Origin of the sequence: Candidatus Palibaumannia cicadellinicola (assembly GCF_000754265.1) — a bacterium.
In the GTDB taxonomy this organism is placed as follows: Bacteria; Pseudomonadota; Gammaproteobacteria; order Enterobacterales; family Enterobacteriaceae; genus Baumannia; species Baumannia cicadellinicola_B.
Map to the genome: position 1 here is coordinate 457,405 of NZ_CP008985.1, position 13,491 is coordinate 470,895.

Genomic DNA, 13,491 nt, shown 5'->3' on the forward strand with positions numbered 1-13,491 from the left:
TCACTTCACTAGATTACTAAAGTAATTTTTACGTTATTTGAACGCTTTGGAGAGAGTAAGATGTTGACTGGTTTACTTAGAGCATCGCTATCGGTTACCATTATATGTACGTTTTATGTGAAACAACAGACTATTTGACTATGAGAAAAATAGCGCAAAAAATATTGGTTACCTGTGCATTACCTTATGCTAATGGTTCTATTCATCTAGGCCATATGCTAGAACATATTCAAGCTGATATTTGGGTACGTTATCAGCGGATGCGTGGTAAGCAAGTTTATTTCATTTGTGCCGATGATACTCATGGAACGCCAATTATGCTTAAAGCAAAGCAGTTAAATGTTACGCCGGAAGCTATGATTAATGAAATCAACCAAGAGCATCAGATAGATTTAACTAACTTTGGAATTAGCTACGATAACTATCACTCAACCCATAGCGATGAGAATCGGGAATTATCTATTATTATCTATAACCGGCTGAAAGAAAACGGCTTTATTAAGAAGCGTACTATTGTCCAGTTATATGATCCAAAACAGGGTATGTTTTTACCTGACCGTTTCGTGAAAGGTAGTTGTCCCAAATGTCAGTCGCCAGATCAATATGGTGATAACTGCGAACTTTGTGGCGCCACTTATAATCCAACGGACCTTATTAATCCAAAGTCAACATTATCTGGCGTAACACCAGTTATGTCAGAGTCAGAGCATTTTTTCTTTGATTTGCCGTTTTTTAGCGAAATGTTACGCGCATGGACCCGTTCCGGTAGCCTGCAAGAACAGGTAGCTAACAAAATGCAGGAATGGTTTGATCTAGGTTTGCAGCAATGGGACATTTCCCGCGACGCACCCTATTTTGGTTTTGAAATCCCAGACGCACCAGGTAAATATTTCTATGTTTGGCTGGATGCGCCTATTGGCTATATGAGCGCATTTAAAAATATGAGCTATAAACGTAAGGATATTATTTTTGATGAGTTTTGGCACGTTGATTCCAAAGCTGACTTGTATCACTTTATCGGCAAAGACATTGCGTATTTTCACGGTATTTTCTGGCCAGCTATGCTAGAAGGTAGTCATTTTCGTAAACCTACTAATTTATTTGTGCATGGTTATGTGACGGTCAACGGTACTAAAATGTCGAAATCACGTGGTACGTTTATCAAAGCTAGTACTTATTTAGCTCATTTAGATGCTGGTTACCTACGTTATTATTATGCTGCAAAACTATCATCGCGGATTGATGATATCGATCTTAACCTGGACGATTTCATTAATAAAGTCAATGCTGACATTGTTAATAAAGTGATAAATCTGGCTTCACGAAATGCAGGCTTTATCACTCAGCTTTTTGATAGTAAGCTTTCCGCTATACTCGCAGATCCGCTTCTATATGATACTTTTGTGACCGCTTCAGTATCTATTGGAGAAGCATTTAATAACCGCGAAACTAGCCGTGCGATTCGTGAAATTATGGTATTAGCAGATCGCGCGAACTGCTATGTTAATGCACAAGAGCCCTGGGTAGTTGCCAGGGATAAATACCGTCAGCAAGATCTACATAATATTTGCTCTATGGGTATTAATTTATTCCGTTTACTGATGATTTATCTACAACCCGTTTTACCGGCTTTAGCCCAACGATCGGAGGAATTTTTGAATACGCAGCTTAATTGGGAATCAATTATTGTACCGCTGACTAATCATAGGATTCATCCATTTAAAACTTTACTCAGGCGTATAACAAAAAGTCAGGTCAAAGCAATGGTAGATGCTGCCCGTCAATCAGCTATACCACCCTATGATTAGTTTATCACTGGCTGAGCTTAGGATAAATTCGTTAGCTCAAAGCCATTCGGTATGAAAGATACCATCCTTATCGGTACGTTTATAAGTATGTGCGCCAAAGTAATCACGCTGTGCTTGAATTAGGTTTGCGGGTAACATGATAGAACGATAGCTATCATAGTAGGTGATAGCAGCAGATAAGGTCGGAACTGGAATACCATGCTTAATAGCATGTCCGACCACGCTACGTAGAGCCTGCTGATAGTCATTAGCGATAGCTTGAAAATAAGGTGACAACAAAAGATTAGTAATGAAGGGATCTTCACTGTAGACATCGGTGATATTCTGCAATAACTGGGCACGGATAATACATCCTGAGCGAAATATTTTCGCAATCTCACCATAATTCAGATTCCATTGGTATTTTTCTGACGCAGCTTTTAACTGCGAGAAACCCTGAGCATAAGATATTATCTTACCGAGATAGAGTGCACGCCGTATATTTTCAATAAACGCTACTTTATCACCGCTAAAGTTTGTTATATTAGGACCGGTAAGTATTTGACTAGCTGTAACCCGCTGTTGTTTTAACGACGATAAGTAGCGAGCGAAGACTGCTGCGGTAATGAGGTTTAGTGGTTCTCCTAGATCTAGCGCACTCTGGCTAGTCCATTTACCTGTTCCTTTGTTATCAGCTTCATCTAAAATAACATCGATGAGGTAGTTCCCTTCTGTGTCTTTCTTGGTTAAAACGTCTTTAGTTATACTAATAAGATAACTATTTAACTCACCTTGGTTCCACTCATCGAAAAGACTAGCTAGTTCATTATTATTCATACCAAGCACGCTTTTTAGTAACGCATAGGTTTCTGCTATTAGTTGCATATCACCATATTCAATACCATTATGTACCATTTTAACATAGTGACCAGCACCGTCAGGACCAATATAGGCAACGCATGCCTCGTTGTTGGCGCGTGCTGCAATTGTCTTTAGAATTGGTGCTATGAGATCATAAGCGTGTTTTTGACCTCCAGGCATAATGGAGGGTCCTTTAAGTGCGCCTTCTTCGCCTCCGGAAACACCAGTACCTATGAAGTAAAAACTATCTTTTGATAGTTCTTGATTACGACGTATAGTATCTTGATAAAAAGTGTTACCACCATCAATAAGAATATCTCCTTTCTCTAGAAAAGGTTTTAGCAAATTAATCATTTGATCTGTTGCTTCCCCTGCCTTTACCATCAACCAGATACGACGTGGTTTTTCTAGTGAATTAACAAAGTCTTCGACCGAGTAATAAGGTACTAACTTTCTCCTAGAGTATTCAGCGATAAACTGGTCTGTTTTTTCTCGTGATCGATTAAAAATCGATACACGATAACCGTGTGTTTCCATATTAAGCGCTAAATTGCGTCCCATTACCGCCATACCAACTATACCTATCTGTTCTGTGGGCATTCACAAACTCCTATTTAATTTATTAAAACGATTCCTACTAATTTAGACGATTAAACCTACAAATATTTATCTAGATTTTTATCAATCGAGTTATTTTGGTATAGATGTTTTATCATTAATTAATGAGTTGCCGAAAGGTGACGTTCCCGTAGTTTAGCGATTACTTTGCTAAAATTTAGAGTTTGATCTAGTAGCAGAACTAGGAGATGATAAACGAGATCAGCAGCTTCGTTAATTAGTTCTTCCTGATCTTCCACTGTTCCCGCTAGTGCTGTTTCTAGACCTTCTTCCCCTACTTTCTGGGCAATGCGCTTAGTGCCACTATGATATAATCTAGCAGTATAAGAGCTTTCAGGATCTGCAAACTGACGTTCTCTAAGTAGCATTTCCAAATGATAAAGGAAAACCCAATCACTAACCGCAGGATGAAAACAACTACGAGTGCCGTTATGGCAAGTTGGGCCTAGTGGACAAGCTAGTATCAGTAGCGTATCGTTATCGCAGTCTGGATATAAGTTAATCACCTGCAAAAAATTACCTGAACTTTCTCCTTTAGTCCATAGACGTTGTTTGCTGCGTGAGTAAAAGGTAACATGACTCGTTTGTTCTGTGACTTTCAAAGCATCGGCATTCATATATCCCATCATCAGTACTTCACCGGACACAGAATGTTGAACAATAGCTGGGATAATGCCGTTAGTTTTCTCCCAATTAAGTCCCTGTAGTTTTTTTTGAGTTAACATAATCGTATTTCGACTCCTTCACGTGCTAAAAATTGTTTTAAGTCATTAATCTTAATTATTTGTTTATGAAAGACAGATGCGGCTAACGCACCGTCTACTTCAGCATCAATCAATGCTTCGAGGAAGTGCTGCATTGTTCCTGCACCACCAGAAGCAATCAAAGGTACCCGGCAGTTTTTTCGTACCTGCTTTAATTGCCGTAAGTCATAACCTCTACATACACCGTCCTGATTCATCATATTTAGTACGATTTCACCGGCGCCACGTTTCTGAACTTCTTCTACCCAATCTAATGTCTGCCAAGTCGTAACTTGTATACGGCTTTCATCACCGGTATATTGATTAACTTGGTACTGATCAAGTTTAACGTCATACCAGGTATCAATGCTGGCCACTATACATTGAACGCCAAAGCGATCCGCCAGCTTACTTATGAGATATGGATCTGCTAGCGCAGGAGAATTAACAGATATTTTATCAGCACCAAAAGATATCACCTCAGCAGCCTGCTCCACGTTTTTAATACCACCAGCGACACAGAAGGGGATATCAATTACTTCAGCAACACGAGCTATCCAGCTTTTATCTACTACTCTGCCATCGGATGAGGCAGTAATATCATAAAATACTAGTTCGTCTGCCCCTTCTTCGGTATAGCGACGAGCCAGCGGTACGATATCACCTATTATTTGATGATGGCGAAACTGCATCCCTTTAATGACTTGCCCATTATGTACGTCTAGACAAGGGATTATCCGTTTTGCCAGCATGCGATAGCCTCCGCAACAGTAAATTTATCTTCCAAGAATGCACGCCCTATGATCACGCCCTTGACCCCACTATGGCGTAGCTTAGCAATATCATCCAAGCTACCTATTCCGCCTGAGGATTGAAATGCAATGCTGGGCCAGTGACTGCATAGAGACTGATATAGTTCAATATTCATACCGGACAATGTACCATCGCGAGAGATATCCGTACAAAGAATATTCTTTATTCCGACCCGATGATGGTATTGATTAATAACTTCTTCAAGCATAACGCCAGAATCTTCCATCCAACCGTTTATTGCTACCCATCGCTTACCATCGACATCTATGCGTACATCTAACGCAAGTACTAAGACATCGGGGCCAAAGTGTTTAAACCACTGCTGTACTTCCTGTGGTTGCTGTACTGCTATCGAGCCTATAACTACGCGATTCGCACCAGCTTTGAGCAAAGCTTCTACATCCGCTATACTACGAATACCGCCGCCTATTTGCACCTGTGCCGGTGTACAGTAAGAGAGTAGGCTCGTTATAAGTGGAATCTGGCGTGCTAATGGATTAGATGCACCGTTTAAATCTACTAAATGCAGTAATTCGGCGCCCTGAAGTAAGTAATCATGAAGGCGCCGCTGTGGATTGTTACCATAACTACGTTGCTGTTGATAGTCGCCCTGATGGAGTCGTACTATGGTGCCGTCAATAAAATCTAACGCTGGGATTATCACTAGTTACATCTCCAGAAAGTTTTTGAGTAGTTGTCGGCCAACAGTACCAGAGCGCTCGGGATGAAATTGCACACCAAAGAAGTTATCCTGTGCTACCGCAGCGGTGAAGGGTTCACCATAGTTAGTTTGAGCTATGGTTGCGTCGCATGGCAGCATAGCGTAACCATGTACGAAGTAAAAGTAGCTATTTTCCGGAATGTCACGAAAGAGGCAATGGTTCACTTTTTGTGTCACCTGATTCCAACCCATATGCGGCCAAGGCAGGTTAACATGATTAATTCTTTTAACAGGAGCTTTGATGATCCCGAGTGTTGTTACACCACCAGTTTCATCACTACTGCTACCCAGCAACTGCATACCTAGGCAAATACCTAGTATTGGCTGAGTAATCACCTGAACTAAATCGATCAGCTTACTATTGTACAACTGCTTCATAGCAGCCTGCGCTGTACCTACACCAGGTAAAAATAACTTATTAGCCTGTAAAACTATATTAGCGTCATGACTAACCTCAGGCTGATAACCTAAACGACGTATAGCAGCGGTGACTGATAACATATTAGCACAACAAGTATCAATAATTACTACCTTCATTACAGCACTCCTTTTGAGCTAGGTAGTGTATCGCCATCCACGTGTATGGCCTGACGTAGAGCACGCCCGAACACTTTGAACAGACTTTCTACTCGGTGATGGTCATTTTTACCTTTCGTGCGCAAATGTAGTGTACAGGCCATAGTGTAGGATAGTGAGCGGAAAAAATGCTCAACCATTTCGGTACTCATATCTCCTATCCTTTGATAAGTATATTCAGCCTTATATTCCAGGTGCGGCCTGCCAGAGATATCCAACGTACAGCGTGCTAAGCATTCGTCCATCGGTAGCATAAAACCAAAACGATTAATGCCATGTTTATTTCCTAGCCCTTTTTTAAGTGCTTCGCCAAGCGCAAGTGCAGTATCTTCAACAGTATGGTGATCATCAATGTGTAAGTCACCCCCTACTTTGATTTTCATACGTAATCCTCCGTGGGTCGCGATCTGGTCTAGCATGTGATCAAAAAAACCAATGCCGGTATTAATCTGACTATTACCTTCCCTATCTAGCCATACCTCGACATCTGTGGAGGTTTCCCGAGTAATGCGTTTCACATGAGCATGCCGATCACGGCGGGTTAATTGATCACATATTACTTGCCAGTTCAGAAGATCGCGTTGATAACGACAGCTCTTAATACCCATATTATATGCTAGGGTGATATCAGTTTCTCTATCACCGATAACATAGCTGTTAGCCTTATCTAACATGTCGCCTATCAACCAGGGCGCTACTAGTGCCATCCCTGGTTTTCGGCAATCACACTGATCAATAGGCATATGGGGGCAAATTAAAACTTGATCGAAATAGATCCCCTGAGAGTTAAAGATCTGCATCATAAAATTATGCGGACCATCGAAATCTTCTTTCGGAAAACGAGAAGTACCTAGACCATCCTGGTTAGTTATCATCACTAATTTGAAGTCAGCTTTTTGTAACATTAGTAGTGCAACTATGACGTATGGCTCTAGTGCTAGCTTTTCTATTCGATCGACTTGAAAATTATCAGGTGGTTCGCTTATAAGAGTCCCATCTCTATCTATAAATAAAACTTTCTGACTCACAGCTACTACTCCTTGCTAGGTGCTAGGGGATAATGTAAGTGCTTTGAGCGCTGCAACCAAACTTTGGCATTCTAAGCGAGTGCCAATAGTAATACGCAGACAATCGGATAATCCTATTTGTTTACTTTGATCGCGTAAAATCATACCTTGATCCCATAAGGTTTGAAATACATGATAGGCTGGATCGAAACGTACTAACAAATAGTTACTTACGCTAGGAAAAACTACCCGTACGCAAGGGCATTGAGCTAATTCCTCTACTAATAAATCTCTATTAGAGTTAATCTCCGTTATTCTCTGGCTAGTTTGGCGGATACCTTCGATACTTAGGGCTTGTTCGGCTATATCTACTACTGGTAGTGATAAAGGATAAGGTGCTATTACTTTCAGTAGTAGTTGGATCACATCAGCGTTCGCCAGAGTAAAACCACAGCGCAAACCAGCTAAGGCAAAAGCTTTGGATAGGGTACGTAGAATCACTAAATGCGGATAATCCATAAGCCAACTGGCCAGACTAGCTGCTGGACAAAAATCGATATAAGCTTCATCCGCTACGAGTAGCGTTCTACCATCCGTCATTTCTAGTAATTTACGTATATCAGATATATTAATAATGTTGCCAGTGGGATTATTAGGGCTACAAATATAAACTACTTTAACACCATCTAGCCTCGTGTAGATTTCAGGCAAATCTAGTTGCCAATTATCAAGCGCTGGAACGGTACGACACTCGACACCAAAAGTTTCAGCGCTAACACTGTACATACCGTAGGTAGGAGGACAGAATAAGATAGCATCTTGCCCTGGCTCACAGAAAGCGCGGATCATTAGCTCTATTCCTTCATCAGCGCCGCGGCAAGCTAGTACTTGGTTGGGCTGTACTCCTGCATAAACTGCATAGCGATTAATCATCTCTTGAGGTTGGCAATCAGGATAGCGGTTAAGATTGCAACCGCGTAGCATATAGAATGTGGGCTGCGGATATTCGTTAGCGTTTAGCCAAATACTACCTTTGGCACCGCCTCCTATCCTACGGGCAGATTGATAGGGCTCTAGTATTCGTACATTAGCCCTAGCTAACTTAAAGATATTCATTGTTGTTCCTTAAGCGCTGCGACACGCAGCGTGACTGCATTTTTATGAGCGTTAAGCTGTTCAGCCTGCGCTAGCGTTTCGATAGTAGGTGCTAACAATAATAACCCCTGAGGACTTAAATATTGCACTGTCATGCGTTTTTGAAAATCAGCTAATCCTAGGCCAGAATAAGTTGCGGTATAACCATAGGTCGGAAGTACATGATTCGTACCAGAGGCATAGTCACCGGCTGATTCTGGTGACCAATCACCTAGGAATATCGATCCCGCGTTAGTAATATGTGCCACCCATTGTTCAGCATCACGGGTCTGGATAATGAGATGCTCCGGACCATAACGGTTACTAATAGCCATGCACTCGGCTAAATTATCGACAATAATAAGTCTATTATTAGCTAAAGCTTGGCGAGCAATGGCGGCGCGCGGTAGTTTTTCTAACTGACTTGCAGTTTCTACCGCTACCTGCTGCGCAGTTTCTGCATTCGTAGTAAGCAGAATCACATGTGAGTCAGGACCATGTTCTGCTTGAGAAAGTAGGTCTGCTGCGATAAAGTTAGGGTAGGCGCCGCTGTCTGCGATAATAAGTACCTCAGAAGGACCAGCCGGCATATCTATGGCAACACCATTTAAGCGTTGGCTTATTTGGCGTTTAGCTTCAGTCACCCAAGCATTACCTGGGCCGAAAATTTTATCGACCTTAGTAATTAACTTAGTGCCAAATCCCATAGCAGCGATGGCTTGAGCGCCACCTACTTGGTAAATTTCCTGTACTCCACATAGTTGTGCTGCATATATAATTTCATTAGTAATAGGAGGTGGCGAGCAAAGGATTATCCTTTTGCATCCCGCGATTCGTGCCGGCGTAGCTAACATAAGTACCGTAGAAGATAATGGCGCTAACCCTCCAGGAATATAGAGCCCTATCGATGCAATAGGTCTAGTTAACTGACGACAGTGTACGCCAGGCTGAGTTTCTATATCGACATCTGGTAACTGTTGAGCGCGATGGAAACAGTCGATATTGATTATCGCTGCAGCCATTGCATCTTTCACCTCTGGTGCAATATGGCAAATGGCGATAGCGATCTCCTCTTCAGTAATACGTAATCGCGGGGTTTCTATGCCATCAAAACGTTGGTTAAAGGTACGGAGAGCGCTATCGCCTTTTTTGCAAACCTGACTGATAATGTCGCTAACAGTTGAGATAATATTCACTGATGCGGTTACTGCAGGACGGGTAAGCAGCATTGCCTGTTGTTCTGCGTTGCATTCACTCCAGCGTACAGGCAAGCATAAGGATAAGGCAGAAGTCATCATTGCTTTACTCCATCATCTTTTCAATTGGCAACACTAGAATAGAACGGGCACCTAAGGCTTTTAAGTTTTCCATTGTTTCCCAGAATAGGGTTTCGCGGCTGACCATATGCATAGCTACCAGATTCTGGTCGCTAGCTAATGGTAGTACGGTAGGACGCTCAGCTCCAGGTAGTAGACTGATAATATTATCGAGTCGTTCGGTTGGTGCGTGCATCATGATATATTTTGACTCACGTGCTTGAATGACCCCCTGAATACGGATCATTAACTTATCGACCAGTGCTTGTTTCGTAATTGACAGCTCTCCATCACGTTGAATCAAACAAGCTTTCGAGCGATAAATTACCTCAACTTCGCGCAAACCGTTTGCTTCAAGTGTAGCACCAGTTGAAACTAAATCGCATATAGCATCCGCTAAACCAGCGCGAGGGGCTACTTCTACCGAACCGTTTAACAAACAAGATTTGAAATTAATACCTAGTTTATCGAGGTATTGTTTGAGTAGATGGGGGTAAGAAGTAGCGATACGTTTACCTTGCAGACATATGGGCCCGTTCCACGCCTTATCCAAAGGTAAGGCAATCGATAGCCTGCATCCACCAAAATCTAATCTACGCAGAATCACATAGCGGGGATCTTCGCCTTGAGCCCGACGAGCAAGTAGCTCTTCTTCTAGGACATTATCACCTATAATTCCTAAATCTACTACGCTGTCCAATACTAGGCCCGGAATATCATCATCACGTACCCGCATAATATCTATAGGCATATTTTCAGCGAAAGCTAACAGCCGTTGCTGTTGTAAATTGATTTTAATCCCGCATTGCTCTAGTAATTGTTGAGATTCTTTGCTGAGTCTGCCAGATTTCTGCATTGCTATCCGTAATCGTGATTTGTCCAACATGATGTCCTCTGCCCTAAGTAAATAATTGACTACTACTGCAAAAAAAAACCTCGGAAGACTTCTTCCGAGGGCTTTTTCTTATGCTGTGGGCCACTGGAAGAGAGAAATGTCTTCCAGTACCTATCGCCTGAAAGACTAATCAGGTTTATGGTGATAATATATATTTATTATAATATTGTGCATTATTTCTTCCAAAAGTAGTTTTATTAAACTATCAGTAAACGTGTTATTTAACCTAACGATGTTTAGTGCAGAGTGCAACACTTTTTTGTACTAATTTATACTTATTAGGTGCAAGTAGAATGAGAAAAATATCAATTATTGGTTTAGGTTGGCTAGGTATGCCATTGGGGTTATCATTGCTTGCTCAGGGCTATCAAGTTGTTGGGAGCAAGACTAGCAAGGAGGGCGTAGAAGCAGTGCGCATAAGAGGCATAGAGTGCTATCAGCTTAATCTTACACCTTTACTAGAGGGAGATGCAGAGGATATTATATCTCTTTTTCAGACTGACACACTGGTAATTACATTACCAATTCGGCGTAACGGAACAGATAATTACCTCTTAGCTGTTCAGCATGCTGTGGAAAGAGCGCGAGCTACCGGGGTGCAACATTTTATTTTCACGAGTTCTATCTCTGTTTATGGTAATAGCCTGGGCTTTTACTGCGAGGATAGCCCTACCGTACCAGTTTCTTCATTTGGTCAGTGCTTAGTGAAGTTAGAAAACTGGTTATATAAGTTACCCTACACATCGGTGGATATCCTCAGACTAGCTGGATTAGTAGGTCCAGGCCGTCATCCAGGTCTTTTTATGTCCGGTAAGCAAGGATTATTAGGTGGAAGCGAAGTCGTTAATTTAGTACATCAAATAGATGTTATTAGTGCCATTAGTCTATTACTTAAACTACCGCACGGTAGTTACCGTTATAATCTTTGCGCGCCATATCATCCACTAAAGCGGTATTATTATCCAGTGATGGCGCGTATGTTAGGTATAAAACCACCTGTATATTTGACCGATCTGAACGAAGACCACCGAAAAATAATAGACGGTAGTCGTATCTGTAAAGAGCAAGGATTTAAGTATCAATACCCTAAATTAATAAATATTAAATCGATATATAATAACTAATATTAGTTTATCTGAACCACTGAATAAGATGATAAGTAAGTATGATGCAATATCACATCATGCCGGTGACGGCATTTAACCAAAATTGTTCACTAATCTGGTGCGACCAAGTAAAAGAAGCTGCATTGGTAGATCCAGGTGGTGATGCTCGAAGACTGTGTCTCGAGATCAATAAATTTCATGTTACGATAACACAAATATTATTAACCCACGGTCATTTAGATCATGTAGGAGCATCCCAGGCATTAGCACAACACTATAGTGTACCTATTATTGGCCCTCACTCAGCTGATAAACCTCTATTCGAAAACCTACCTGGCCAGTGTAAAATGTTTGGTGTACCAGTTATCGACTCATTTTTACCTCATCGCTGGTTGAACAACGGAGAAATTATTAAGGTAGGTATGGAAAGCTACCATGTCCTGCACTGTCCTGGCCACTCTCCGGGCCATGTAGTGTTGTGGAATAAAGTCAATAGATTTATTCTGATGGGTGATGTACTGTTCAGAAACGCTATCGGACGTACTGATTTACCAGGTGGGAATGCACAAATATTAATGCGCTCAATTCATAACCAATTGCTACCTCTTGCAGACGATATCGTATTTTTACCAGGACATGGTCCGATGTCTACCATTGGTCGTGAACGTTGTAGTAACTTGTTTTTACGGTAGCGTGCTAAATAGACTTAAGTGTAACTTAACTATAGTACTGCAATAATAGCCTCACACAGTTGATTTATATTATCTAGTGTGATACTAGCCACGTTGATACGACCAGAATCAACTAAATAAACGCCGAATTGGTAACGTAGCTTCAGTACTTGATTTTGGTTAAGACCGCTCAATGAGAACATACCATGTTGCTGATTAATAAAACTAAAGTCTTGCTGTGCGTTTTTTTCTTGTAATGTATTTACTAATAAAAGACGCATTCTTTGCATGCGTGCCCGCATATGTTTGAGCTCCTGCTCCCATATTGTGCGTAGCACATCGTCGTCAAGAATAGTTGCTACCACGGCTGCGCCATGTGCGGGCGGGTTGGAGTAATTAGCGCGAATAATTAATTTAAGCTGGCTGAATGCACGATCTACTATATTATTTTCTGTAGCTACAATGGTACAGGCACCGACACGTTCGTTATACAAACTAAACATTTTAGAGTAGGAGCTGCAGATAATCAATTCACGAGGCGCCCTACTAAAAATTTTTAGTCCTTTTGCATCCTCTTCTAACCCATAGGCAAACCCTTGATAAGAAAAGTCAAATAGCGGCAACCAACCATTCTGTATTGTTAAATAAGCTAGTTCACGCCATTGCTCTGAGCTGAAATCCATTCCGCTTGGATTGTGGCAGCATCCGTGGAACAGCACCACGTCACCAGTTTGAGCTTGGTTAAGACTAGCGAGCATTCCATTGAAATCAATGACATGATTCGTCGTATCATAGTAAGTGTACTCATACACATCTAGACCAGCAGCTTGAAATATATTTTTATGGTTTGGCCAACTTGGATTACTAATCCAAATACGCCGTACGGTAGTATTTTTAAATAAAAACTCAGCAGCAACTCGTAAAGCACTAGTGCCTCCTGGGGTTTGCGCGCAGCGCGTCAACTTATTGCTGACTACCGTGCTGTTTTCGCCGAATAGTAGCCGCTGGGTATAATTAGCAAAGGTCTCGATACCCTCAATACTCAGATAGTTTTTGCTAGTCTCTTCATCTAGCAGTAATGCTTCAGCTTTTTTAACACTGGCTAGCACAGGTGTATTACCAGTTTCATCTTTGTATACACCGATGCCGAGGTTTATTTTATACGGGCGATAATCAGCACGAAAAATCTCCAGCATACCGAGGATAGGTTCAATGGGAGCAGCCGGTATAGATTCAAACATAA

At 41.5% G+C, this 13,491-nt stretch carries 12 protein-coding genes, 1 pseudogene and 1 other annotated feature; of the genes and pseudogenes, 3 read left to right on the plus strand and 10 right to left on the minus strand.

Features of this window, described 5'->3' with window-relative positions; translation table 11 throughout:
* Positions 1–140: 140 nt before the first annotated feature.
* A pseudogene (gene metG / locus IM45_RS02210) lies at positions 141–1,790 on the plus strand (methionine--tRNA ligase); the annotation flags it as partial.
* Positions 1,791–1,844: 54 nt separating this feature from the next.
* Here metG and gndA read toward each other — a convergent pair.
* The 9 genes from gndA to hisG all read right to left on the minus strand — a co-directional run bounded on the left by gndA (position 1,845) and on the right by hisG (position 10,462).
* Positions 1,845–3,248, minus strand: a complete 1,404-nt coding sequence (gene gndA / locus IM45_RS02215) for an NADP-dependent phosphogluconate dehydrogenase (protein ID WP_038498747.1) — start codon at positions 3,246–3,248, stop codon at positions 1,845–1,847.
* A 119-nt stretch (positions 3,249–3,367) separates the two neighbouring features.
* Complete coding sequence (hisIE, locus tag IM45_RS02220; protein WP_038498751.1) at positions 3,368–3,991, minus strand: bifunctional phosphoribosyl-AMP cyclohydrolase/phosphoribosyl-ATP diphosphatase HisIE; 624 nt, start codon at positions 3,989–3,991, stop codon at positions 3,368–3,370.
* A complete protein-coding gene (gene hisF / locus IM45_RS02225; protein WP_038498754.1) occupies positions 3,985–4,761 on the minus strand; it encodes an imidazole glycerol phosphate synthase subunit HisF in 777 nt (258 codons plus the stop codon). The genes hisIE and hisF overlap by 7 nt, the downstream gene beginning before the upstream one ends.
* The gene (hisA, locus tag IM45_RS02230) at positions 4,743–5,486 is read right to left on the minus strand and encodes a 1-(5-phosphoribosyl)-5-[(5-phosphoribosylamino)methylideneamino]imidazole-4-carboxamide isomerase (protein WP_038498757.1); all 744 of its coding nucleotides are present in this window, start codon (positions 5,484–5,486) and stop codon (positions 4,743–4,745) included. The genes hisF and hisA overlap by 19 nt, the downstream gene beginning before the upstream one ends.
* Before the next feature lie 3 nt (positions 5,487–5,489).
* On the minus strand, positions 5,490–6,080 hold the full coding sequence (gene hisH, locus IM45_RS02235; protein WP_038498760.1) for an imidazole glycerol phosphate synthase subunit HisH: 591 nt from the start codon (positions 6,078–6,080) through the stop codon (positions 5,490–5,492).
* Positions 6,080–7,147, minus strand: coding sequence for a bifunctional histidinol-phosphatase/imidazoleglycerol-phosphate dehydratase HisB (gene hisB / locus IM45_RS02240; RefSeq protein WP_038498763.1), 1,068 nt, complete (start codon positions 7,145–7,147; stop codon positions 6,080–6,082). The genes hisH and hisB overlap by 1 nt, the downstream gene beginning before the upstream one ends.
* A gap of 15 nt (positions 7,148–7,162) precedes the next feature.
* Positions 7,163–8,242: a histidinol-phosphate transaminase gene (gene hisC, locus IM45_RS02245; RefSeq protein WP_038498766.1), complete on the minus strand. Its 1,080-nt coding sequence runs from the start codon at positions 8,240–8,242 to the stop codon at positions 7,163–7,165.
* Positions 8,239–9,558, minus strand: a complete 1,320-nt coding sequence (gene hisD / locus IM45_RS02250) for a histidinol dehydrogenase (RefSeq protein WP_038498769.1) — start codon at positions 9,556–9,558, stop codon at positions 8,239–8,241. The genes hisC and hisD overlap by 4 nt, the downstream gene beginning before the upstream one ends.
* Before the next feature lie 4 nt (positions 9,559–9,562).
* Positions 9,563–10,462: an ATP phosphoribosyltransferase gene (hisG, locus tag IM45_RS02255; protein ID WP_038498772.1), complete on the minus strand. Its 900-nt coding sequence runs from the start codon at positions 10,460–10,462 to the stop codon at positions 9,563–9,565.
* Positions 10,463–10,500: 38 nt separating this feature from the next.
* Positions 10,501–10,622 (minus strand) — a sequence feature (His leader region).
* 142 nt (positions 10,623–10,764) lie between these two features.
* On the opposite strand from hisG, the gene IM45_RS02260 reads away from it, so the two are divergent.
* The gene (locus IM45_RS02260) at positions 10,765–11,595 is read left to right on the plus strand and encodes an NAD-dependent epimerase/dehydratase family protein (RefSeq protein ID WP_038498775.1); all 831 of its coding nucleotides are present in this window, start codon (positions 10,765–10,767) and stop codon (positions 11,593–11,595) included.
* A 44-nt stretch (positions 11,596–11,639) separates the two neighbouring features.
* The gene (locus IM45_RS02265; RefSeq protein ID WP_038498778.1) at positions 11,640–12,269 is read left to right on the plus strand and encodes an MBL fold metallo-hydrolase; all 630 of its coding nucleotides are present in this window, start codon (positions 11,640–11,642) and stop codon (positions 12,267–12,269) included.
* Between the two features lie 29 nt (positions 12,270–12,298).
* Here the strand turns inward: IM45_RS02265 and IM45_RS02270 are convergent, their stop codons facing one another.
* On the minus strand, positions 12,299–13,489 hold the full coding sequence (locus tag IM45_RS02270) for an amino acid aminotransferase (RefSeq protein WP_038498781.1): 1,191 nt from the start codon (positions 13,487–13,489) through the stop codon (positions 12,299–12,301).
* Between the last annotated feature and the right edge of the window lie 2 nt (positions 13,490–13,491).

Excerpts from the sequence above, each read along its gene's own strand:
- IM45_RS02270 (WP_038498781.1), bottom strand. The coding sequence starts at position 13,489 with ATGTTTGAATCTATACCGGCTGCTCCCATTGAACCTATCCTCGGTATG.
- hisG (WP_038498772.1), bottom strand. The coding sequence starts at position 10,462 with ATGTTGGACAAATCACGATTACGGATAGCAATGCAGAAATCTGGCAGA.
- IM45_RS02265 (WP_038498778.1), top strand. The coding sequence starts at position 11,640 with ATGCAATATCACATCATGCCGGTGACGGCATTTAACCAAAATTGTTCA.
- hisF (WP_038498754.1), bottom strand. The coding sequence starts at position 4,761 with ATGCTGGCAAAACGGATAATCCCTTGTCTAGACGTACATAATGGGCAA.
- hisIE (WP_038498751.1), bottom strand. The coding sequence starts at position 3,991 with ATGTTAACTCAAAAAAAACTACAGGGACTTAATTGGGAGAAAACTAAC.
- gndA (WP_038498747.1), bottom strand. The coding sequence starts at position 3,248 with ATGCCCACAGAACAGATAGGTATAGTTGGTATGGCGGTAATGGGACGC.
- IM45_RS02260 (WP_038498775.1), top strand. The coding sequence starts at position 10,765 with ATGAGAAAAATATCAATTATTGGTTTAGGTTGGCTAGGTATGCCATTG.
- hisD (WP_038498769.1), bottom strand. The coding sequence starts at position 9,558 with ATGATGACTTCTGCCTTATCCTTATGCTTGCCTGTACGCTGGAGTGAA.
- hisH (WP_038498760.1), bottom strand. The coding sequence starts at position 6,080 with ATGAAGGTAGTAATTATTGATACTTGTTGTGCTAATATGTTATCAGTC.
- hisC (WP_038498766.1), bottom strand. The coding sequence starts at position 8,242 with ATGAATATCTTTAAGTTAGCTAGGGCTAATGTACGAATACTAGAGCCC.